Consider the following 21,359-nt stretch of genomic DNA (forward strand, 5'->3'; position numbering starts at 1 on the left):
CAGGCTATTGCGTTCCGTCGAGTACGCCGAGCATGACCTGCGTCTGCCACTCGAAGTAGGGGTTGAAGGTCAGGCGCGCGTGGACTTTGCCAGGCTCGTTGTAGCCCCAGTCCGAATACCACACCGGCTCGCCAGCCGTACATTTTGCGGTATCTGCGGCGCTCTGGCCGTTCCAGCAGATTCGTTGGCTGCCTGCCAAGCCATACAGCGGGTTGTCCGCTGCGAACAACAGGCCCATATGTGAAAAGCGGCTGATCCGGTACTCGGGCAAGTAGTCCGTGCGTACCTCGACACGAGGCAGGCTCGCGGCCTTGCCGGGCAGGTTGCCGTACCAGATCAGGCGGCTGGCTGGATGGCTGAAGCGCTGGTTGAAGTTGTCCAGCACGTACTCGGTGTCGAGCACCGAATCGTGTTCGGCAATGGCGATGAACACCGGTTTTTCGTAGCGGCGCTGATGCAGTCGACCCTGCGCCAAAGTACTGCTGCGATAGAACTGGGCAAAACCGTTGGTGGGCATGTTCATGTAGCGCACCGGCGTCTGCATCGGACGTACGCCGTCGTTGGGCGCAGCGAGCCAGGGTTTTGCCCAGCCGATCCACGGTGTTAGCCAGGCGTAGCCGCTGTTGGAGCGAAACGCCGGCGAGAACAGCACCAGCCCAGCGATATCGTCATGTTCATAGGCGTAGTCGAGGACCAGATTGGCGCCGGTCGAGAAGCCGCCCAGATAGACCTTCGGCACCTCGTCGCTGAGCAATTGTGCCTGCTCGCGCACCACCTGCTGCCATTGCTCCAGACGCACGTCGAGCATGTCTTCGGGTTTTGTGCCATGCCCGGGCAGCAATACGGTACGCACCAGATAGCCCTGATCGGCGAGCTTTTGCGCCACATCATGAAACGACCACGGTGAATCGCCAAGCCCGTGGACCAGCAGCACGCCGCCCTTGGGGGTACCGCTCGGAGTCCACTGGTGTGGCGCGTTCCAGTTCAGTTCAGCTGCGTGATCGGGCGTCTGGAATGTGCGCTGGTTACGCAGCAATTCGAGGGTCTGTTGCCGATAGCTTTCGAAGCCTGTGTTCGGCGCTTCGTTATCAGCCATCGAGGTGCAGGCTTGCAAGGTCAACAACGACAGCAAACTGGCAAATCGGGATTTGATCAAGTTCAGGGGGCCTCACGCTAATAGTGGTTCGAACGATCAAAGCAGGCACTCTGCCACGCGCATCGCTTGGCGCGCCACTTTCAGGCACACTCGAACGTTCTGCAATTTCAACAAAATGTATATACATGCAGAACCCTTGCAAGTGACATGGTTTTTAAGAAAACGCCCGATTGCCGCTGATCATGGTGCGCAAGACCAGCGGATAACCGGAGCAGGCGAGAGCATCCGGGATCAGACATGGAGAGCAGCAATGAAAATAGTCATCGCCCCTGACTCGTTCAAGGACAGCCTCAGCGCGCAAGCGGTCGCCGACGCCATCGCCAGTGGTCTGGCCGAAGTCTGGCCTGACGCCGAACTGGTCAAATGTCCGATGGCCGATGGGGGTGAAGGCACCATCGAGGCCTTGCTGGATGCCTGCCATGGCGAGCTTATGAGCGCTCGGGTCAGCGGGCCGCTTGGCGCACCGGTCGACGCACAGTGGGGCTGGCTGGCGGACAGCAAGACCGCGATCATCGAAATGGCCATGGCCAGCGGCCTGCAACTGCTGACCCTGGAGCAGCGCGATGCCTGCGTGACCAGCACCGTCGGCACCGGGCAACTGATTCGCGCCGCGCTGGACGTCGGGGCGCAGCGAGTGATCCTGGCGATTGGCGGCAGTGCGACCAATGATGGCGGCAGCGGCATGCTCTCGGCATTGGGCGCACGCTTTATCGACGCACAAGGGCAGCCATTGCCGCCCGAAGGTCTGGCGCTTGGGCTTCTTGCCCGCATCGACCTTAGCGGCTTTGACCCGCGCTTGTCTGACGTGTGTGTGGAAATTGCCGCCGACGTCGATAATCCGCTGTGCGGCGCGAATGGCGCGTCACATGTCTTCGGCCCGCAAAAAGGCGCGTCCGCGGCGCAGGTTCTGGCCCTGGACGCCGCGCTGGGGCACTTTGCCGATCATTCCGCGCAGGTCCTCGGCCATGACCTGCGTGACAGCCCTGGCAGTGGGGCGGCCGGAGGCATGGGCTTTGCCGCCAAGGCGTACCTGAAGGCTGCGTTCCGTGCGGGTGTCGAGGTTGTCGCAGAGCTGACCGGGCTCGAACAGGCGCTGATCGGTGCCGATCTGGTGATTACCGGAGAAGGTCGTTTCGATGCACAGACCCTGCGCGGCAAGACGCCGTTGGGAGTGGCGCGGGTCGCGCAGCGTCAGCAGGTGCCAGTCGTTGTGCTGGCTGGAACCCTCGATGATGGCTATGAGCAGCTTTACCGGCACGGGATCAGCGCGGCCTTCGCGCTGACCAGCGGGCCGATGAGCCTGGAGCAAGCTTGTCGCGACGCCAGTGCTCTGCTGCACGATCGCGCTCGGGATGTGGCGCTGCTCTGGCAATCGGCTGCAGGTCACTGATCACAACGCTGCGAATTATCGTTGGCCGCGCTCAAGAATCGTCAGACCGGGACGATACGCTCTCGGTTGTCTGACAACTCCTTGTCAGACACTGCCCTCCAAATATAAAAGAGCCCCGGTCATGAACGTACGCACACTCACCATCGCCCGCCGTGCAGGCCTGGGTTTCACTCTGATTTCCCTGTTGGTGGCCTTGCTCGGCTGGTTCGCGCTGGTGCAGATGTCGACCATCCGCCAGAGCGAAGTGGCCGTGGAAACCAACTGGCTGCCGAGCATGCGGGTGGTCAACGATATTCGCGAAATCATGCTGCGCATCCGCACGATCTCCCTGCGCATGGCGCTGGACACCGACCCTGCGAGCATTCCGACCTATCGCGGGCAGCTGGACGTGCGTCTGGGCGATCTGAACAAGAAGCTCGACATCCTCAAGACGTTTGTCGACACACCTGAGGAGTCATCTCTCACTGAGCAGTTTCTGGTCACCATGGGCCAGTACCGAAGCGCGCTGGATCGCTCGTTTGTGCTCGCCACCCAAGGCGACAGCGCCGGTTTGAACAAGCTGCTGTTGATCGACATGAAGCAGATCGTCGACGGCTCGGGCAAGCAGCTCAATGATCTGGCGGATTTCTATGTGACCAAAGTCGATGCCGAAGGCAAGTCGGCCGAGGCGCAGTACAGCAAATCGCGCGATATAGTGATTGCCTTCGTGCTCCTCGCCGCACTGTGCACCATCGGTCTGGCTCTGTGGCTGACACGCAGTATCGTGCGTCCGCTGCAACGTGCGGTGAACGCCGCCGAACAGGTTGCCCAAGGCGATCTGACCCACACCATCGAAGTTGACGGCGACGACGAAGTCACCCGGCTGCTGCGCGCGCTGGCAACCATGCAGGTCAATCTACGCGATGCCATGCGCCACATCGGCAGCTCCGCCACCCAGTTGGCCTCGGCAGCCACCGAACTCAACTCGGTGACCGAAGACAGCTATCGCGGCCTGCACCAGCAGAACGCCGAAATCGATCAGGCCGCTACCGCCATCAACGAGATGACCTCGGCCGTGGAAGAAGTGGCGCGCAACGCGGTGTCGACCTCGGATGCATCCAGCCAGTCCAGCACCTCGGCGCAAGCGGGGCAGACGCGGGTGATCGAAACCGTGCAGTCGATCCAGACCCTGACCGACAACGTGCAGTCCACCTCGGCGCTGGTGCAGAACCTCGCCAACCAGTCTCAGGACATCGGCAAGGTGCTGGATGTGATTCGCTCGATTGCCGAGCAAACCAATCTGCTGGCGCTCAACGCTGCTATTGAAGCTGCGCGCGCCGGTGAGTCGGGCCGTGGCTTTGCGGTGGTCGCGGATGAAGTGCGGGCGCTCGCGCACCGTACCCAGCAATCAACGCTGGAAATCGATTCGATGGTCAGCGCCATGCGCAGCGGGTCGGCACAGGCGCTGGATTCCATGAACATCAGCCGGGACCGCGCGGACTCGACACTGTCGCTGGCCAAGGGCGCAGGCGAATCGCTGAGCGAAATCACCGCGTCGATCAACCAGATTTCCGAGCGTAACCTGGTCATCGCCAGCGCGGCAGAAGAGCAGGCGCAAGTATCGCGTGAAGTCGATCGCAACATCGTTAACATTCGTGATCTGTCCATGCAGTCAACCCAGGGCGCCAACCAGATCAGTGCATCGAGCCACGAGCTGTCGCGCCTGGCAGCGGACCTGAACCAGGTCGTCTCACGCTTCAAGGTGTAAAACCCTACAGTGTTACAGGTGGTGTCTGCTTGCCGTCGAACGACCGGGCGCGCATTATGCCCTCGGTCGAAATGACCTCCGGTACAGTTTGGGTTCAAACCTTATTGAAGGGGGCGGCATCGCGTCATGGATAATAACAATCACACCTTCAGCAGTTGGTTACGCTCACCGGCCCATCATCAGTGGCTGGCACTGGAAGGCAAACGCCTGCTGGGTTTCGCCAAGGCGGCGAAACTGGAAAACGGTTTTGGCGGCCTCGATGACTACGGACGCCTGATGGTCGGCGCCACCGCCGGCACGATGAACACCGCGCGCATGACTCACTGCTTCGCCATGGCTCACATACAAGGCATCCCCGGTTGCGCGGCGCTGATCGATCATGGCATCGCCGCCCTGAGCGGTCCGCTGCATGATGCCGAGCATGGCGGTTGGTTCAGCGCGGCGCTTGAAGACCACGGCAAGACCGACAAGCAGGCTTACCTGCACGCGTTCGTCGCGCTGGCAGCCAGCTCTGCAGTAGTGGCCGGTCGGCCCGCCGCGCACGCGTTGCTGTCCGATGTGATACAGGTGATTCAGAGCCGTTTCTGGAGCGACGAAGAGGGGGCCATGCGCGAATCCTTTTCTCAGGACTGGAGCGACGAAGAACCCTATCGCGGCGCCAACAGCAACATGCACAGCACCGAGGCTTTTCTGGCCCTTGCCGATGTCACCGGTGACGCGCAGTGGCTCGACCGGGCGCTGAGCATCGTTGAGCGGGTGATTCACCAGCATGCGGGTGCCAACAACTTTCAGGTCATCGAACACTTCTCGTCGGGCTGGCAGCCGTTGCCGGATTACAACCGTGAAAACCCGGCAGATGGCTTTCGGCCATTCGGCACCACACCCGGCCATGCGTTCGAGTGGGCGCGGCTGGTGCTGCACCTGGAAGCCGCGCGGCGTCGCGCCGGGCGCAGCAATCCTGACTGGCTGCTCGACGATGCCCGGCAGTTGTTCGCCAACGCCTGTCGCTACGGCTGGGACGTCGACGGTGGCCCCGGCATTGTTTACACCCTCGACTGGCAGAACAAGCCGGTGGTTCGCCATCGTCTGCACTGGACGCATTGCGAAGCTGCGGCTGCAGCGGCGGCTTTGTTGCAGCGTACCGGCGAGCAGCAGTATGAAGACTGGTATCGCTGTTTCTGGGAGTTCAACGAAACGCTGTTCATCGACATTGAGCATGGCAGCTGGCGTCACGAACTGAATGAGCGAAACGAGCCGAGCGAAGATATATGGCCAGGCAAACCTGACCTTTATCACGCCTATCAGGCCACGCTGTTGCCGGTGCTGCCGTTGGCACCCAGTCTGGCCAGCGCTCTGGCGGGGCTGGACTGACCGGCAATCGTCAACTCGGGATCAAAGCGCAGGGATGCGCTTGTCGGTCAGCCGAATGATCTGCCGGGCGAGAAAACTGCCGGTCAGAATCACGCCAAACAGACGCAAGGTCTGCATAGCGAGGACAAAGCCGACGTCGGCGTGCGTATCGATGGCAATGATCGCCATGGTATCCAGGCCGCCGGGGCTGGTGGCCAGGTAGACCGAGAGGTAATCTTTGCCCATCATCTCGGCGATCAACCACGCCGACAGCGCGCAAAGCACGATCAACAACAGCGAGGCCAAGATCATCATCGGCAGTCGTCTCCAGACATACTGCACGGTCGGTTGATCGAAACGCAGCCCGACGTAGCAACCGATGGCGCCGTAACCGATCGGCAGCAGCCAGTCCGGGATGGTGATCTGCAGCACGCCGCTCAATTGCAGCGCACCTCCCAGCAGTAAAGGCACCAGCAACGCTCCCGCCGGTAACCGCGAGCCCAGCAGCACACCGACGACAATCACGGTCAGGCTCAGCGCCAGGTCAGGCAGGCTCATGCTGTTGACCACGGCCACGCTGGCGGGTGAATCGGTAACCGTGGCTCCGATCGCATGGCTGACCAGTGCGCCGATGGTCACTACGCAGACGACCCGCACGTATTGCATGGTGGCGACGATTCGCGAATCGGCACCGTAATCTTCGGACATCGCGACCATTGCCGATGCTGCGCCGGGCGAAGTGCCCCAGGCGGCCGTGTTGCTCGGGATGCCGGCAAAACGCACCAGAACCAGACCGACCGCCGCGCTGAGTACGACGGTCAGCACCGTTGCCAGCAGCATGACTGGCCAGGATTGCAGGGCGGTCATCAATACGCTGACCGACATTGCATGGGCAATCAGCACACCCACGGTGCCCTGGCCCAGCTGGAACAGGCGTTTAGGCATGCGGATGGTCGCGCCTGATACGCCAAAGCCGATGGCGACCAGCATGGGGCCGAGGAACATCGCGGCAGGCATGTCGAACAGTTTGAGCAACTGACCAGCAGCACCTGCCAGCAGGATCAGGCCCGCCCATTGGGCCAACGGGGGAAGGGTGGATATCGAAACACGTGCAGCCTGTGACAAGGACGTTCTCCTTGATGAGATGAATCGCATGCGCACAGTATCGACATCAGAACTCATCAAGTCTATTTTCTAATAGTCATGAATTGATAACTTTGGTTGATAGAAATGGACCTGCGCGATCTCACCTATTTCGAAACCATCGCCGAGCTGGGCCATCTTGGTCGGGCGGCAGAAAAGCTCAATCGCAGCCAGCCTGCGCTGACCAAAAGCATCCAGCGTCTGGAAGAATCGTTCGGCACACGGCTGTTTCAGCGGGACGGTCGGCGTATCAAGCTGACGCCGGTCGGCGAGCTGCTGCAGGCGCGGGGCAAAGAGCTGCAACAGAGCATCGCGCAGACCCAACGCGAGGTGAGGGATTTTGCCAGCGGTATGGTGGGCAACATCCGCGTTGGCTGTGCGGCCACCATGGCGGAGTATCTGATGCCGAAACTGACCTCGGCCTTGTTGCAGCGCACGCCTGACGTCACGTTCAAGCTGGTGATCGGACAAGATGACCTGCTGCGCGAGTCCCTGCGCTCCGGGCAACTCGACATGATCATCTGTGGGCTGGTGCCGGACAGCGACGATGTGACCAGTTTTGCGGTGCTCAAGGATGAAGCCGTGGTCATTGCCAGCAAAAAGCATCCGATTTTCAAGACGTCAGCGCAAATGAGCGACCTGTGTGCTTACCGCTGGGTATTGCCGCCAGCCAGCGTGTCGTCACGCAAATGGCTGGATGCAACGTTTGCGGCGCATGGTCTGCCATTGCCGACCGTGCAGATCGAAGCCAACTCGATCTCCCTGCTGCCGGGGCTGATCGCGCAAAGCAACCTGCTGAGTTTCATCGCCCGCGAGTCGCTGGAATTCGGCAAGAATATGCAGCATTTGCGCGAAGTGCCGCTGGAACAGACCACCATGAAACGCTCCGTTGGCGTGACCCTGCGCAAGGGCGGCTACCTGTCGCCGGCGGCAGAGGGAATGCTGCAGATGCTGCGCGACAACGGCGGGGATTTTCTGGGTTGGGGTTGATTATGCTTTGCCAGCATCGGCTGCGTTGTCTGCCACATCGCCTTCGTGAGCAAGCTCACTCCGACATGAGCATTCAGCCACAGTTTCCCTTGCAGGCAGGACTCATCGCTCGCTCAAGTACGCTCAATCAAATACTTTGCCAGCGCCTCGGCTCCCAGTTCCACGGTTGAACTGGTGCCCGCCCAACTGCAGGCCAGCATCAGGTTGCGTGGCAAGCCAAAATCTTCAACCAGAAAGCCGTGCTGATCGAAGCCGTTTTCGTCATGCGGTACCAGTTCGCGCAGCGACGCCACCGGTTCGAAGTAAGCCCACACCGGCTTGTTCAGCGCCACCGCCATGCCGACTTCAAACGCCGTTCCCGAATCGGGCTCCAGGCCGCGAAACACGTTCAGGTTGACCAGCACCGCAGAGCAGCGATGGATCATCGCAACGTTCATCGCATAAATCTGCTGCGCAGCTTCCTGCGGCGTTTGCCCGGGCGTGACGTCGTTGTCGAACGGGTACAGACCTTCAAGCCCGTGCGCCGTACACAGAGCCTTGAGATACCGACCGTGTTCAATGGCGTCCGCCCGAAACACGTCAAAACCTGCCAGATAAACCAGTGGAGCTTGCATATCCTGTTCTCTGTTACCGATGATATCCCGCCAATACTAAGGCTGACTGGCTGTCCGGGGAAACACGCCATTGATCGGCCGACCATGGATCGAGAGCTGTTCAGGCTGGAATCTGTACGGATAACCAGTATCCTTGGGCGGTCTGTCCAATCTTTGTGTGAACGCCGGTCTTGAATACTTCGCCCCTCGACAATCCGTTTTATTACCTGGAGAACTTTCGCCAGGTTCTCGCCTGGATTGCTCAACGCTACGACGACCTGCTCGACGCGTCCGAACGCCGGTTCATTGACGAGTTCGCTGACTTGCCTACGCCTGCCCAAGGGCTGTTGGTGCGCATGGTGATGCGTAAAGGCGTGCTGTTTCGGGCCAGCAAGCTGAGTTACGCCGAGATTGGCGATCCTCATCAGGCTGTGTTGCCGCTGCTGCAACGGCAATGGGTGGACGCTCGTCCGCCGCTTGAGTTGAGCGAACTGTTCCATCTGCTACGCAAGGATGAATTGAGCCAGTGCTTCAAGGCCCATGCTGTCAAGGGGCCGGAACGCAAGCACGAATGGCTCGAACGCTTGCAGCCCCTTTATGCAACGCCACAGCCCCTTGAGCACTGGCATCCATCACTGTCCGACGCGGTATTCGGCCTGAAGATCATGCCGCTGTGCAATCGATTGCGACTGTTGTATTTCGGCAATCTGTATCAGGAGTGGTCTGAGTTCGTGCTGGCCGATCTGGGGATCTATCGCTACGAAAAAGTCGAGTTCTCGGCCGGGTCGCGGGCGATCAACGAGCGCGCCGACATTGACGTATGCCTGCAATTGCACGACTGCCGTGAAGCACTGGAAACCTGCATCGAACTGCATGAGCTTGCCGCCCGCGTCATTGCCATTCAGTGCGGCAATCCCTGGCTGCAAATGCGCCGCGCCAAGTTGCTGTTTCGCATCGGACAACAGGCCGAAAGGTTAAAGGATTGGCCGCTGGCGATGTCGGTGTACCGCCAATCCAGCTATTACGGAGCGCGTTCGCGGCAGATCAGGGTGCTGGAACTCGGTGCGCAATACGCCGAAGCACTGAGGCTCGCGGAGCAAGCGCAATGTGCTCCGGAAAGCGATGCCGAGGCTCAGCATTTATCGCGCGTCATGCCCCGGCTGCAACGCAAGCTTGGGCTGGCTGCCGAGCGCAAACGTACGGCTCGAATCGTTTCGCGTTTTGATCTGCAAGTGACGCCGCTGCCAGGAACAAGTGTCGAGCGCCTGATCAGGCTGCATCTTGAAGAAGAGCAGGGTGGTGAGGTGCATTATGTCGAGAACGCACTGATCAATTCTCTGTTCGGTCTGCTGTGCTGGCGGGCGATTTTTGCACCGCTGCCGGGCGCATTCTTTCACCCCTTTCACAGTGCGCCCAGCGACCTGTACAGCCCTGATTTCTATTCACGCAGGGCTGCGTTGTTCGTTGACTGCATCGCGCAACTGCAGTCAGACTCTTATCTGGCGACCATTCGCGAAAACTTCGAGAGCAAGTTCGGCCTGCAATCACCCTTCGTGTTCTGGGGCACATTGACCAGGCAACTGCTAGAACACGCGCTGCATTGCCTGCCTGCGGAACACTTGCGGCACTGGTTCAGACGCTTGTTACAAGACATCAAAGCCAATCGCACCGGAATGCCGGACCTGATCCAGTTTTTTCCGGAACAGCGTCGCTATCGAATGATCGAGGTCAAGGGGCCGGGGGATCGCCTTCAAGACAACCAACTGCGCTGGCTGGATTTCTGCGCCGAGCATGGCATGCCGGTTGAAGTGTGCTACGTGCAATGGGCCACGCAAAGCGCTGAACTGTGCAGCAATCAAGGCGCCTTGTCGTCGTCCTGATCGTCGCCGTCATCGTCCATATCGGGCGATTGTTGCGAACCGGAAGACTGGCCGCTGGAGCCGTCTTTTTTGCCAGGCAACGTGTCCATGCCTTTAGTGCCAGGGCTGGTGCCTGGTGTTCCAGGGCTGGTGCCGTCCACATTCTTTTCCAGGCCGGTGCCGGGGACTTTCATCGCACCGCTGTCCGGATGAGTGGGGCCGGTCGAGCCCGCCATGGCGCCTGCGCTGACGCACGCCAACAGGCCTGCGAGACTCAATGCTGCCAGTTTTTTATCGATCATGATGCATATCTCTTATGAGTGTTGTCGGTACAGTGATTGAGCGGTCAACAGGCAAACAAGTGCGGTGTATTCTCAGGACGGCCGACCAGCGGGCAGGGCGTAGGCCCTGTCCGCGCAGCCTCAACCCTTATTGGGTCTTGGTTTTTTCGGTAACACCGGTTTTGTCATGGGTGCCGTGGGCGGGCTTGTCGTGCTTCTTCGCACGTTCGGCAGCCGCTTCTCTGCTTTCATTCTTGGCGCCAGGCGTTTCGGACGAGGTGCGGTCCATTGGCTCGGTGTTGTTGCCCGGCAGTTTGGTCGCGTTCGGGTTGACAGGGTTAGCAGGGGTCGACTCGGCAAAAACTGCACCGGAAGCGACAGCCATCAAGCCGGCCAGAGTGAGAGCGGTCAGTTTGGTCTTGATCATGGTGATGACTCCGTCGTTTGAATGGGCCACCTTTCGAGGCAGCCATGAATAGTAATGTATCAAGCAGGGTACTCAGGTTGGTCATTGGCCAGTGGCCATAGGTGCCATTGAACCCGACGAACGGTCATCTGAGCGCTGGACCAGAGTGATGTGATTGTCGGCTTGTTGAACCGCTCAGCGTTAACTTTGACGCCCTTCACCGAGCGTGCCGGAAAGACCTCAAAAAGCAGTTTTTCAGTCGATTCAGCTATAAGGTGACCGTCTGGTCATTTCTATCGCTTATTAAAATGCACACTTTCTTACACTTTTATAACGCGAGTGGCTCTTGGCTATCTCTAAGTAAGTGGCAAATTGCTACTGGTGGGCGGCAGGCGTCTGAGGCCCATGAACATTGGTCGAAACCGATTTTCAGATAAAAATCAGGGCAAAAAATCAGCCGCAGAAGGCGGGTTCAACCGACACCATTCGTTTGATTGTCATTAAACAGCAACATTTCAGGTTTTAAATCCGCCTCGGGCCTCCTTATATGGGCCACCACACAATCTCCTGGACTGAGGTATTACCGTGATACTGCTGACTAAAAAACGCTTGTCGCTTCTGATCGCTTCGCTGTGCCTCAGCGGTGTAGCCCACGCGACTGATGTAACCGGCGCTGGTTCGAGTTTCGTTTTCCCGGTTATTTCCGCTTGGTCCCAGGACTACAGCAAAAGCAACGACTCCAAAAACCGCATCAACTACCAGTCGATCGGTTCGGGCGGCGGTATCGCTCAGATCAAGGCAGCGACTGTTGATTTCGGCGCATCCGACGCCCCTATGTCCGCTGAAGACCTGCAAGCTGGCGGCCTGGGCCAATTCCCAAGCGTGATCGGCGGTATCGTGCCGATCGTCAACGTCGAAGGCGTTGAAAGCGGTGAATTGAAGCTGGACGGCGCATTGCTCGCCAAGATCTTCATGGGCGAAGTGAAGAAGTGGAATGACCCTGCAATCGTCGCTCTGAACCCAGGCGTGAAACTGCCTGAGACCGCGATCACCGTCGTTCACCGTTCGGACGGCTCGGGCACTACTTACAACTTCACCAACTACCTGAGCAAAGTCAGCCCGGAGTGGAACGAGAAGCTGAAGTTCGGCTCGACCGTGCAATGGCCAGCCGGTGTCGGCGGCAAGGGTAACGAAGGTGTTTCTGCCTACGTGAAGCAGATCAAGGGTTCGATCGGCTACGTCGAGTACTCCTACGCGGTCACCAACAAGCTGTCTTACACCCAGTTGAAGAACGCTGCCGGCAAATTCATCAAGCCAGACGCCAAGGCTTTTGCTGCTGCTGCCGACTCGGCCAAGTGGGAAGATGCCAAGGACTTCAACCTGATCATGACCAACGCTCCGGGTGACACCGCGTGGCCGATCACCGCTACCACCTGGATCATCATGTACAAGAAAGCCAAGAACGAAGAGAAAAGCGCTGCTGCTTTCGACTTCTTCAAATGGTCCCTGGAAAACGGCCAGCAACAGGCCGAGAAACTGGACTATGTCGCTTTGCCGAAATCGCTGGTTGATCGCGTAGAGAACTACTGGAAAACGGAATTCACCAAGTAAGTGATTCAACCCGTACCACCCCTGTCATCAGCCGCGATATCGGCTCGGTGACAGGGGCTTTTCCTTGCGAGTGGCCTCAACATGACTGAAAACACCCAATACCTGTCCGCGAATGTCTCCGCTGGTGAGTCCGAGGGCGAGAAGCGCGCCAAACGGGATCATCGTCATGACCTGTGGTTCAAGCGTTCATTGCAGGCTGCAGCGATGCTGGTGCTTGCTTTGCTGGGTTGTATCGCCTTGTCGACCCTGTGGGGCGGCAGTCTGGCATTCCAGACGTTCGGTTTCGAGTTTCTGACCAGTACCGAGTGGGACGTGAACGCCGGCAAGTTCGGCGCACTGGTTCCGATCTACGGCACGCTGGTGACTTCTTTTCTGGCGTTGCTGATCGCCGTTCCGGTGAGCTTCGGCATCGCAATCTTTCTGACCGAAGTGGCTCCGCCTTGGCTGCGCATGCCGATTGCCTCGGCAATCGAGTTGCTGGCCGGTATTCCTTCGATCATCTACGGCATGTGGGGGCTGTTTGTATTTGGCCCGTTCATGGCTGAACACCTGTCACCCTGGATCACCGAAAACCTCGGCGCGCTGCCACTGATCGGTCCGATGTTCCAGGGTCCACCGCTGGGCATCGGCATGCTGACGGCCGGTATCGTGCTGGCAATCATGATCACGCCCTTCATTACCTCGGTGATGCAGGAAGTTTTCCGCACCGTCCCTGTGGCGCTGAAGGAATCGGCCTACGCATTGGGCGGCACCACTTGGGAAGTGGTCTGGGACATCGTGCTGCCTTACACCCGTTCGGCAGTGGTCGGTGGCATTTTCCTCGGCCTGGGACGCGCGCTGGGCGAAACCATGGCAGTGACCTTCGTTCTGGGCAACGCTCACCAATTCTCTGCGTCGCTGATGATGCCAAGCAGCTCGATTGCCTCGGTGATCGCCAACGAGTTCAACGAGGCTTACACCGACTTGCACCGTTCGACCTTGATCGCTCTGGGCTTCCTGTTGTTTATCGTCACCTTCATCGTGCTGGCCCTCGCACGTCTGATGCTGTCGCGCCTTTCGCGTAAGGAGGGGTTATGAGTAAGGACATGGCGGGTAGCGAGCGCATTTATCGGGCTCGCAACTTCAAAAACAAGATCGCGATGGTGCTCAGCTGCGGCGCCACCGCGTTCGGCCTGCTGTGGCTGGTGTGGATTCTGCTGACCACCATCATCAAGGGCATCGACGCGCTCATCCTGCAACTGTTCACCGGCATGACCCCGCCGCCTGGCACCGAGGGTGGTCTGGCCAACGCGTTCTACGGCAGCGTTCTGATGTCCGGCATCGGTCTGCTGATCGGTACGCCGATCGGCCTGATGGCCGGTATCTGGCTGGCCGAGTTTGCCCGCTACACCAAACTGGGTAACGCGGTGCGCTTCATCAACGACATCCTGCTGTCGGCGCCTTCCATCGTGCTCGGTCTGTTCGTCTACACCGTCGTGGTACTGCCGCTCAACGCGGTAACGGGCCATCAGGTCGGCTTTTCCGCACTGGCGGGGGCGTTGGCCCTGGCGCTGCTGGTCATCCCGGTGGTGGTGCGTACTACTGACGAAATGATGCAACTGCAACCCTCGACCATGCGTGAAGCTGCGCTGGCGCTGGGCGTGCCGCAATGGAAGCTGACCCTGCAAATCGTTCTGCGCGCCGCCAAAGCGGGCGTGGTCACCGGCGTATTGCTGGCGCTGGCACGCATCACCGGCGAAACCGCTCCGTTGCTTTTCACCGCTTTCGGCAACCAGTTCTGGAGCAGCGATCTGCTCAAGCCAATCGCCAGTGTTCCGGTGGTGGTTTTCCAGTACGCCATGAGCCCGTTTGAGGACTGGCACTCCCTGGCATGGGCCGGTGCACTGGTCATGACGCTGTTCGTACTGATACTGAGTCTGCTGTCTCGCTTAATTCTTCTGCGCAATAGGGCGTCCTGATGAACAACCTTTCCCTGGCCAACGAAAAAACCAAGATCCAAGTGCGCGGTCTGGAGTTTTTCTACAACAACCAGAAGTCGTTGAAGTCCATCGACATGACCATTCCCGAGAAGCGCATCACTGCGATCATCGGCCCGTCGGGTTGCGGTAAATCGACCCTGCTGCGCGTGTTCAACCGTATCTACGCGATGTACCCGAAACAGGAAGCGCGCGGCGAAGTGCTGCTCAATGGCGAGAACATCCTCGCGCCGGGCTATTCGATGAACCGCCTGCGCAGTCACGTGGGCATGGTGTTCCAGAAGCCTGTGCCGTTCCCGATGTCGATCTACGACAACATTTCCTACGCCATCAAGCACCACGAAAAACTGTCGCGCCGCGAAATGGAAGATCGCGTCGAGCAGGCATTGCGTGGCGCCGCGTTGTGGGATGAGGTCAAGGACAAGCTCAAGCAGAGCGCGACCGGCCTGTCCGGCGGTCAGCAGCAGCGTTTGTGCATCGCCCGTACCATCGCGCTGCGCCCACAAGTGTTGCTGCTGGATGAGCCGACGTCCGCGCTCGATCCGATCTCGACCGGTCGTATCGAACAGCTGATTACCGAGCTCAAAGAGCAGTTCACCGTGATCATCGTGACCCACAACATGCAGCAGGCGGCACGTTGCTCGGACTACACGGCGTTCATGTTCATGGGCGAACTGATCGAGCACGGCGACACCGACACCATCTTCACCAAGCCCTCCAAGACCCAGACCGAAGACTACATCACCGGTCGTTTCGGCTGATCAGCCAGTCAGGGCGGGCGCTTCCCGGCGCTCGCTCATGAATTCCTCGATCCTGCTGCGCAACCAGCGCTCGGCAGGGTCGCTATCCATCACACTCAGCCATGTCATCGACAGGTCCAGCCCCGGCGTGGGGAAGGGCAACGGCTCGTCATACAGCAAACCCAATGCGCTCATGGCCTTCGCCGCGTAGTCGGACAGCCCGGCAATCATGTCGGTGCCTGCCATCAGTGCGGGCAGGGTGGTGAATTGCGGCACCGACAGCACCACTTGGCGCTTGCGGCCCAGCGCGGTCAGCCACTCATCCGCAAAACTGCTGACACTCGCCACGTGCGACACCACAACGTGCGGCCTTGAGCAGTACTCGTCCATGCTCATGGGCGCGGTGGGTTTGTCGGCACGCACCAGGCGTGGCTGCACGTTGCGCAACGTCTTGCGCTTGGCATTGGCCGGCAGCTCGCGGGTCAGGCACACGCCAACGGTGATGTCGCCGGACATCAGCACTTCGGAGATATTCAGGTAGTCGACATGCTTGACCACGATCACCACCCCTGGTGCTTCCTGGCGGATGGCCTTGAGCATGGCCGGCAGCAAGCCGAACTCGACATCGTCGGTCAGGCCGATGCGAAAAGTCATCTGGCTGACCGACGGGTCGAAGTCGGTGGTCAGGCTCAGCGCCGTGGACATGGCGTCCAGCGCAGGTGTCAGGTGTTTGAGGATTTCGTGGGCGCGAGCGGTCGGTTCCATGCGGTGACCAACGCGAATGAACAGCGGATCATTGAGCAGGTTGCGCAGCCGATTCAGCGCGGCGCTGATCGTCGGTTGACCCAGAAACAGCTTTTCCGCCGCGCGGGTCACGTTACGTTCCTGCATCAGGGTCTCGAAGACCACCATCAGGTTGATGTCGGCCTTGCGCAGTTCATTTCGATTCATTGCTATTCCTTGGCATCAGACCCGGCTGACCACGACCGCCCATAACGGTCGGCCCAGTCTAGGCAGGCACGGCAGGAGGCGTCCAGCGTTTTGCCAGCGCCGCAAGTGCGCATGACGAAACGTCTGCTTACGGTTCTGTTGGCAGGAAAAGGGCGAATCTGTTGTGGGAAACAAGGTCTACTTGTAGGTCCGCCGCGTGCAATTCAGCGGTTCAAGCATTCGATTCCGTTTACAGGAGGTGCCCCTTATGCGGGCTGCAAAGATTGCCGGTATGTTGATGTCTCTGACGCTGTCAGCTACGGCGCTGGCCGAAACAACTGGTTATGGTCAGCAATTGGAGGGTTTCGCTTATCCTCATCCGCTGCTGAAATTCCCGTTCGAGTCGCAAGGTCAGAGTCTGGAAATGGGTTACATGGATGTTAAACCCAGCGGCAAGGCCAACGGCCGCACTGCCGTGCTGCTGCATGGCAAGAATTTCTGCGCCGCTACCTGGGAAGACACCATCAAAGGGTTGAGTGCTGCGGGCTACCGGGTTGTCGCGCCCGACCAGATCGGTTTCTGCACCTCGACCAAACCCGAGCATTACCAGTACAGCTTCCAGCAACTGTCGATCAACACTCACGCGCTGCTGGAAAAACTGGGTATCGATAAAGTATCGGTGATCGGCCACTCCACGGGCGGCATGTTGGCCACTCGTTATGCCTTGATGTACCCGAAACAGACCGAAAAACTGGTGATGGTCAACCCGATTGGCCTGGAAGACTGGAAAGCTCTCGGCGTGCCGTATCGCAGTGTGGACCAGTGGTATGAACGCGAGCTGAAGACCACCGCCGAAGGCATTCGCGCCTACGAGCAGAAAACCTATTACGACGGCCGCTGGAAGCCCGAGTATGACAAGTGGGTGGATATGCTGGCTGGTCTGAACAAGGGGCCAGGCCAGAAAATCGTGGCCTGGAACTCGGCACTGATCTACGACATGATTTTCACCCAGCCGGTGTTTTATGAATTTCCGAAGTTGCAGGTGCCGACCGTATTGATGATTGGTGATGCGGATACAACGGCCATTGGCAGCGACATCGCGCCGCCGGAGGTCAAGGCGAAGATCGGCCAGTACAAGGTGCTGGGCAAGCAGGTCACGCAGATGATTCCGGGCGCTAAACTGGTCGAATTCAAAGGCCTGGGGCATGCCCCGCAGATGGAAGACCCCGCAGGCTTCAACACCTCGCTGGTGTCTGAACTCCAGTAAGACGCTGGCAGCCATGTGACAACCTGATCTGTCAGTGATCAGGTTGTCACGTTCTGCACGCTAGACCGCGATCTCCACCTGTTCGCCGTTCAGGCGCACCGGCCAGACGTCCAGGCGCTGTTCCGGGTACTCGATGCAACTGCCGTCGTGCAGGCGAAAGTGCTGTTTGTACAGCGGCGAGGCGATGACCAGCTCGCCAGCTACCTGGCCAATCAGCCCGCGTCCGATCACATTGGCCCCTGACTTCGGGTCGCGGTTGTCGATGGCAAACAGCTGTTCGCCGTCTGCTGTTTCAGGCAGATAGAACAGCGCTACTTGCTTGCCGTCCAGCCAGGCCACCACGCCGGAATTAGCGACCAGATCCTTGCGCTCGCACAGGGCATACCAGTGCAGCTGCAACGCGGAAGAAGTGTTTTCTGCAGTCAGCGTCGCTTCAGACGAGTTCATCACACCACCTCCTTGAACAGCGGAATAAGCGCCAGTTCTTCCGGTTTTGCCGGGCGGCGCTGAGCGCGCTCCTTGACGAAGTGCACATCAGGGTCGCTGCGCCCGTCGTTAACGAAGGTGCGGAAGCGCTTGAGTTTTTCCGGGTCCTTGAGCGCGTTGGCCCATTCGCACTCATAGCGGTCCACCACCAGCTGCATTTGCGACTCAAGCTCGGCGGCCAGGCCCAGGCTGTCATCGAGAATCACCGCTTTGAGGTAGTCCAGGCCGCCTTCCAGTGTTTCGCGCCAGACCGAGGTGCGTTGCAGTTTGTCGGCGGTGCGGATGTAGAGCATCAGGAAGCGGTCGATGTAGCGAATCAGCGTTTCATCATCCAGATCGGTGGCGAACAGCTCGGCGTGGCGTGGGCGCATACCGCCGTTGCCGCATAGGTACAGGTTCCAGCCGTTCTCGGTGGCGATCACGCCAACGTCCTTGCTCTGCGCTTCGGCGCATTCGCGGGTGCAGCCAGACACCGCAAACTTGAGTTTATGCGGCGAGCGCAAGCCCTTGTAACGGTCCTCGATGCGCAGCGCCATAGCGACGCTGTCCTGCACGCCGTAGCGGCACCAAGTGCTGCCGACGCAGGATTTCACCGTACGGGTGGATTTGCCGTAGGCATGCCCGGTCTCGAAACCGGCAGCGATCAGCTCGCTCCAGATATCCGGCAGTTCGTGCAGTTGCGCGCCGAACAGGTCGATGCGCTGACCGCCGGTGATCTTGGTGTACAGATCGTATTTCTTGGCCACAGCACCAATGGCGATCAATCCGTCCGGGGTGATTTCTCCGCCCGGAATGCGCGGCACCACCGAGTAAGTGCCGTTTTTCTGCATATTGGCCATGAACGTGTCGTTGGTGTCCTGCAGCGGCACCAGTGAAGGCTCGGTGATCGGCCGGTTCCAGCACGAGGCGAGAATCGAGCCGATCGCAGGTTTGCAGATGTCGCAGCCATGCGCGCCCTTGCCGTGCCGGGCCATCAGTTCATCGAAGCTCTCGATGCCTTCGACGCGGACCATCGAGTAAAGCTCCTGGCGGGTATACGCGAAGTGCTCGCAAAGGCTCTTGTCCACCGCCACGCCACGGGCCATCAGTTCGTGTTCGAACACCTGCTTGAGCAGCGCCGTGCAACCGCCGCAACCGGTGGCTGCCTTGGTGCAGGCCTTGATCCCGGCCAGATCGCTGCAGCCATTGTCGATGGCCGCGCAGATCGAGCCCTTGCTGACGTTGTGGCATGAACAGACCGTCGCCGTAGCGGGCAGGGCATCGACGCCCAGCGTCGGCGCACCTTCACCGCGCGGCAGAATCAGACTCGACGGGTCAGCGGGCAGGGTGATGCCGTTCTGCGCATATTGCAGCAGGGTGTCGTAATAACTGTTGTCGCCGACCAGCACCGCACCCAGCACCTGCTTGCCATCGGCCGAAACGACCAAACGGCGATAGCTGGCGGTGGCTTCGTCGATGTAGCGATAGCTGACCGCTCCGGCCAGTGCGCCATGGGCATCGCCGATGGAGCCAACGTCCACACCCAGCAGCTTGAGCTTGGTGGACATGTCGGCACCGAAGAACGGCTCGGTGTCCTTCTCGCACAATTGCGCCGCCACACCGCGGGCCATCTGATAGCCGGGCGCCACCAGGCCGAACACGCTCCCATTCCAGGCTGCGCATTCGCCAATCGCGTAGATATCGGTATCGCTGGTGCGGCAGTGCTCGTCGATTGCGATGCCACCGCGCGGACCGAGCTGCAGCTCGCACCGGCGTGCCAGCGCATCTTGCGGACGAATGCCGGCAGAGAACACGATCAGGTCGGTTTCCAGAAACTCGTCGTTGGCGAAGTTCATGCGATAGCGATACTGCTTGCCGTCACTGATCGACTGCGTGGCGCGTGACAGATGCACGCCGACGCCCAGCGCTTCGATACGCGCTTTCAAAGCGGCGCCGCCATGATCGTCCAGTTGCACCGGCATCAGCCGCGGCGCGAACTCGACCACGTGCGCTTCAAGGCCAAGCGACTTCAAGGCGTTAGCCGCTTCCAGCCCCAGCAAGCCACCACCGACCACCACGCCGCGCTTTGCTTTGGAGGCGGCGTAACGAATGTTGTCGAGGTCTTCAAGGGTGCGATAAACCAGCCGCGAATTGCCGTGTGCGCCTTCAATGGGGGGCACGAACGGGTAGGAGCCGGTGGCCAGGATCAGCTTGTCGTAGCAGAAGCAGCCTTCAGCAGTGATGATCTCGCGTCGGTCACGATCGATCTCCAGCACCGGCACACCGAGGTGCAAGGTCAGGCCTGGCCGTTCGTAGACCGCCATTTCACTCATGGCCAGCGATTCGGCGTCGCGGCCTGTGAAGTACTCGGACAGATGCACGCGGTCATAGGCGCGCTGCGCTTCTTCACCGAACACATGAATGCGATAGCGCTCGAGCGCGCCGCCTGCGATCAACTGCTCGACGCAATGATGCCCGACCATGCCATTACCGACGACGATCAGGGTTTTTACATCGTTGGGGGGGAAGACTGTGGTGTTCATAGCGAGTCCCGGCCGAGGCCAATCAGGTTTTTCAACGCAAAAAAAAGCGCCCGGAACCTTTCGGTTCCAGGCGCCTTTGCCTGTTCTCTTATCGGAAATTCGGGGATGTCATCGAGCCACGTTGCCGGATGCACCTGAGTAGCCCTCTGGTCTCTGCGAGACTGGCAATCGACATCGATCAACCGGGGCAAGCCCGACCACATTCAGTGTGGGGCTATTCAGGCTTATGCAGAGGATGTGCCAGTTTGTAGTTAGGGCTTTCTGGCTGCGGTGTAGCGGTGTTTGCGGGGCAATATGCCGGGACAGTTCGCGTCGGTTATTGCCTTGGATTGGTGCATGTCGGCTCGCTCACGCTGTATAGCTGTGCGCTGAGAAGCGGCACAATCAGCGCCCATCGTTATGCACCAGTTTGCTTTTGATTCTGGCCGCAGGCCGTAGGAGCGAACTTGTTCGCGAAAGGGCTGGTACAGTCGCTGAAAATGCAGCGCCTAAAACAACTTCTTCGTGAACAATGCGGATCGCCGCCCTGGACGCTCCCACGCCCTGCGGGCAGAAGCCTGAAGGCCCCCATTTCATGACGCTCCGCGTCACAGATCTGCATTGCACACTCAAGATCGGACGCAGAGCGTCCAGAACGGCATGCGACGCGGAGCGTCGCACGATAGTTGGAATGCTTTTGATTTGCTTTTCAACCATGATGGCACTGACGACGCAGAGTGCGACGTAAGTGACGGCTGAGCCCTGACACTGATCCGGGGGATGCGAGGCAGGACGCCGAGCAAGCTGCACCGGGCCATGGATGGCCCGTTGCGGCGACCCCCGGATCAGTGTCAGGGCGAAGGAACCCGACGAAGTCGGGCCGGAAACGGAGCCAGGATTTTGGTTACTTTGATCCTTCAAAGTCACTCGCCG

18 protein-coding genes and 1 pseudogene are annotated in these 21,359 nt (G+C 59.6%); 11 read left to right on the top strand and 8 right to left on the bottom strand.

Annotation, left to right across the window (positions count from 1 at the left end; translation table 11 throughout):
* Positions 1-4: 4 nt before the first annotated feature.
* On the bottom strand, positions 5-1,096 hold the full coding sequence (locus BLT55_RS06490) for an alpha/beta fold hydrolase (RefSeq protein ID WP_054999683.1): 1,092 nt from the start codon (positions 1,094-1,096) through the stop codon (positions 5-7).
* A gap of 310 nt (positions 1,097-1,406) precedes the next feature.
* On the opposite strand from BLT55_RS06490, the gene BLT55_RS06495 reads away from it, so the two are divergent.
* From BLT55_RS06495 to BLT55_RS06505, 4 genes and pseudogenes are all read left to right on the top strand, one after another.
* The gene (locus BLT55_RS06495) at positions 1,407-2,546 is read left to right on the top strand and encodes a glycerate kinase (RefSeq protein WP_054999664.1); all 1,140 of its coding nucleotides are present in this window, start codon (positions 1,407-1,409) and stop codon (positions 2,544-2,546) included.
* 121 nt (positions 2,547-2,667) lie between these two features.
* A pseudogene (locus BLT55_RS34685) lies at positions 2,668-3,438 on the top strand (HAMP domain-containing protein); the annotation flags it as partial.
* A gap of 15 nt (positions 3,439-3,453) precedes the next feature.
* Entirely contained in the window at positions 3,454-4,293 is an 840-nt protein-coding gene (locus BLT55_RS34690) for a methyl-accepting chemotaxis protein (RefSeq protein WP_371745314.1), read from the top strand.
* Positions 4,294-4,419: 126 nt separating this feature from the next.
* Complete coding sequence (locus tag BLT55_RS06505) at positions 4,420-5,664, top strand: D-mannose isomerase (protein ID WP_074800179.1); 1,245 nt, start codon at positions 4,420-4,422, stop codon at positions 5,662-5,664.
* Positions 5,665-5,685: 21 nt separating this feature from the next.
* On the opposite strand, the gene BLT55_RS06510 is transcribed toward BLT55_RS06505, so the two are convergent.
* Positions 5,686-6,768: an AbrB family transcriptional regulator gene (locus BLT55_RS06510; RefSeq protein WP_054998828.1), complete on the bottom strand. Its 1,083-nt coding sequence runs from the start codon at positions 6,766-6,768 to the stop codon at positions 5,686-5,688.
* Between the two features lie 105 nt (positions 6,769-6,873).
* Between BLT55_RS06510 and BLT55_RS06515 the strand changes: the two genes are divergently transcribed.
* Positions 6,874-7,776, top strand: a complete 903-nt coding sequence (locus tag BLT55_RS06515) for a LysR family transcriptional regulator (RefSeq protein ID WP_054085105.1) — start codon at positions 6,874-6,876, stop codon at positions 7,774-7,776.
* A gap of 113 nt (positions 7,777-7,889) precedes the next feature.
* Here the strand turns inward: BLT55_RS06515 and BLT55_RS06520 are convergent, their stop codons facing one another.
* Entirely contained in the window at positions 7,890-8,390 is a 501-nt protein-coding gene (locus BLT55_RS06520) for a nucleoside 2-deoxyribosyltransferase (RefSeq protein WP_054998827.1), read from the bottom strand.
* Positions 8,391-8,560: 170 nt separating this feature from the next.
* On the opposite strand from BLT55_RS06520, the gene BLT55_RS06525 reads away from it, so the two are divergent.
* Positions 8,561-10,249: a VRR-NUC domain-containing protein gene (locus BLT55_RS06525; RefSeq protein WP_054998826.1), complete on the top strand. Its 1,689-nt coding sequence runs from the start codon at positions 8,561-8,563 to the stop codon at positions 10,247-10,249.
* Here BLT55_RS06525 and BLT55_RS06530 read toward each other — a convergent pair.
* Positions 10,225-10,530, bottom strand: a complete 306-nt coding sequence (locus BLT55_RS06530; protein WP_054998825.1) for a hypothetical protein — start codon at positions 10,528-10,530, stop codon at positions 10,225-10,227. The genes BLT55_RS06525 and BLT55_RS06530 overlap by 25 nt on opposite strands.
* Before the next feature lie 127 nt (positions 10,531-10,657).
* The gene (locus BLT55_RS06535; RefSeq protein ID WP_054998824.1) at positions 10,658-10,936 is read right to left on the bottom strand and encodes a hypothetical protein; all 279 of its coding nucleotides are present in this window, start codon (positions 10,934-10,936) and stop codon (positions 10,658-10,660) included.
* Positions 10,937-11,500: 564 nt separating this feature from the next.
* Here BLT55_RS06535 and pstS point away from each other — a divergent pair.
* The 4 genes from pstS to pstB all read left to right on the top strand — a co-directional run bounded on the left by pstS (position 11,501) and on the right by pstB (position 15,263).
* Positions 11,501-12,526, top strand: coding sequence for a phosphate ABC transporter substrate-binding protein PstS (gene pstS, locus BLT55_RS06540; RefSeq protein WP_005770813.1), 1,026 nt, complete (start codon positions 11,501-11,503; stop codon positions 12,524-12,526).
* An 81-nt stretch (positions 12,527-12,607) separates the two neighbouring features.
* On the top strand, positions 12,608-13,603 hold the full coding sequence (gene pstC / locus BLT55_RS06545) for a phosphate ABC transporter permease subunit PstC (protein WP_054998823.1): 996 nt from the start codon (positions 12,608-12,610) through the stop codon (positions 13,601-13,603).
* Positions 13,600-14,484, top strand: coding sequence for a phosphate ABC transporter permease PstA (pstA, locus tag BLT55_RS06550; RefSeq protein ID WP_054998822.1), 885 nt, complete (start codon positions 13,600-13,602; stop codon positions 14,482-14,484). The genes pstC and pstA overlap by 4 nt, the downstream gene beginning before the upstream one ends.
* Positions 14,484-15,263, top strand: coding sequence for a phosphate ABC transporter ATP-binding protein PstB (pstB, locus tag BLT55_RS06555; RefSeq protein WP_002553918.1), 780 nt, complete (start codon positions 14,484-14,486; stop codon positions 15,261-15,263). The genes pstA and pstB overlap by 1 nt, the downstream gene beginning before the upstream one ends.
* Here pstB and BLT55_RS06560 read toward each other — a convergent pair whose 3' ends face one another.
* Positions 15,264-16,193, bottom strand: coding sequence for a LysR family transcriptional regulator (locus tag BLT55_RS06560; protein ID WP_054998821.1), 930 nt, complete (start codon positions 16,191-16,193; stop codon positions 15,264-15,266).
* Between the two features lie 247 nt (positions 16,194-16,440).
* On the opposite strand from BLT55_RS06560, the gene BLT55_RS06565 reads away from it, so the two are divergent.
* Positions 16,441-17,439, top strand: coding sequence for an alpha/beta fold hydrolase (locus BLT55_RS06565; RefSeq protein WP_054998820.1), 999 nt, complete (start codon positions 16,441-16,443; stop codon positions 17,437-17,439).
* A 60-nt stretch (positions 17,440-17,499) separates the two neighbouring features.
* Here the strand turns inward: BLT55_RS06565 and nirD are convergent, their stop codons facing one another.
* Both nirD and nirB read right to left on the bottom strand, forming a co-directional pair.
* Entirely contained in the window at positions 17,500-17,886 is a 387-nt protein-coding gene (nirD, locus tag BLT55_RS06570) for a nitrite reductase small subunit NirD (protein WP_054998819.1), read from the bottom strand.
* Positions 17,886-20,447: a nitrite reductase large subunit NirB gene (gene nirB / locus BLT55_RS06575; RefSeq protein WP_054998818.1), complete on the bottom strand. Its 2,562-nt coding sequence runs from the start codon at positions 20,445-20,447 to the stop codon at positions 17,886-17,888. The genes nirD and nirB overlap by 1 nt, the downstream gene beginning before the upstream one ends.
* Between the last annotated feature and the right edge of the window lie 912 nt (positions 20,448-21,359).

Source organism: Pseudomonas cannabina (assembly GCF_900100365.1).
Lineage (GTDB): Bacteria > Pseudomonadota > Gammaproteobacteria > Pseudomonadales > Pseudomonadaceae > Aquipseudomonas > Aquipseudomonas cannabina.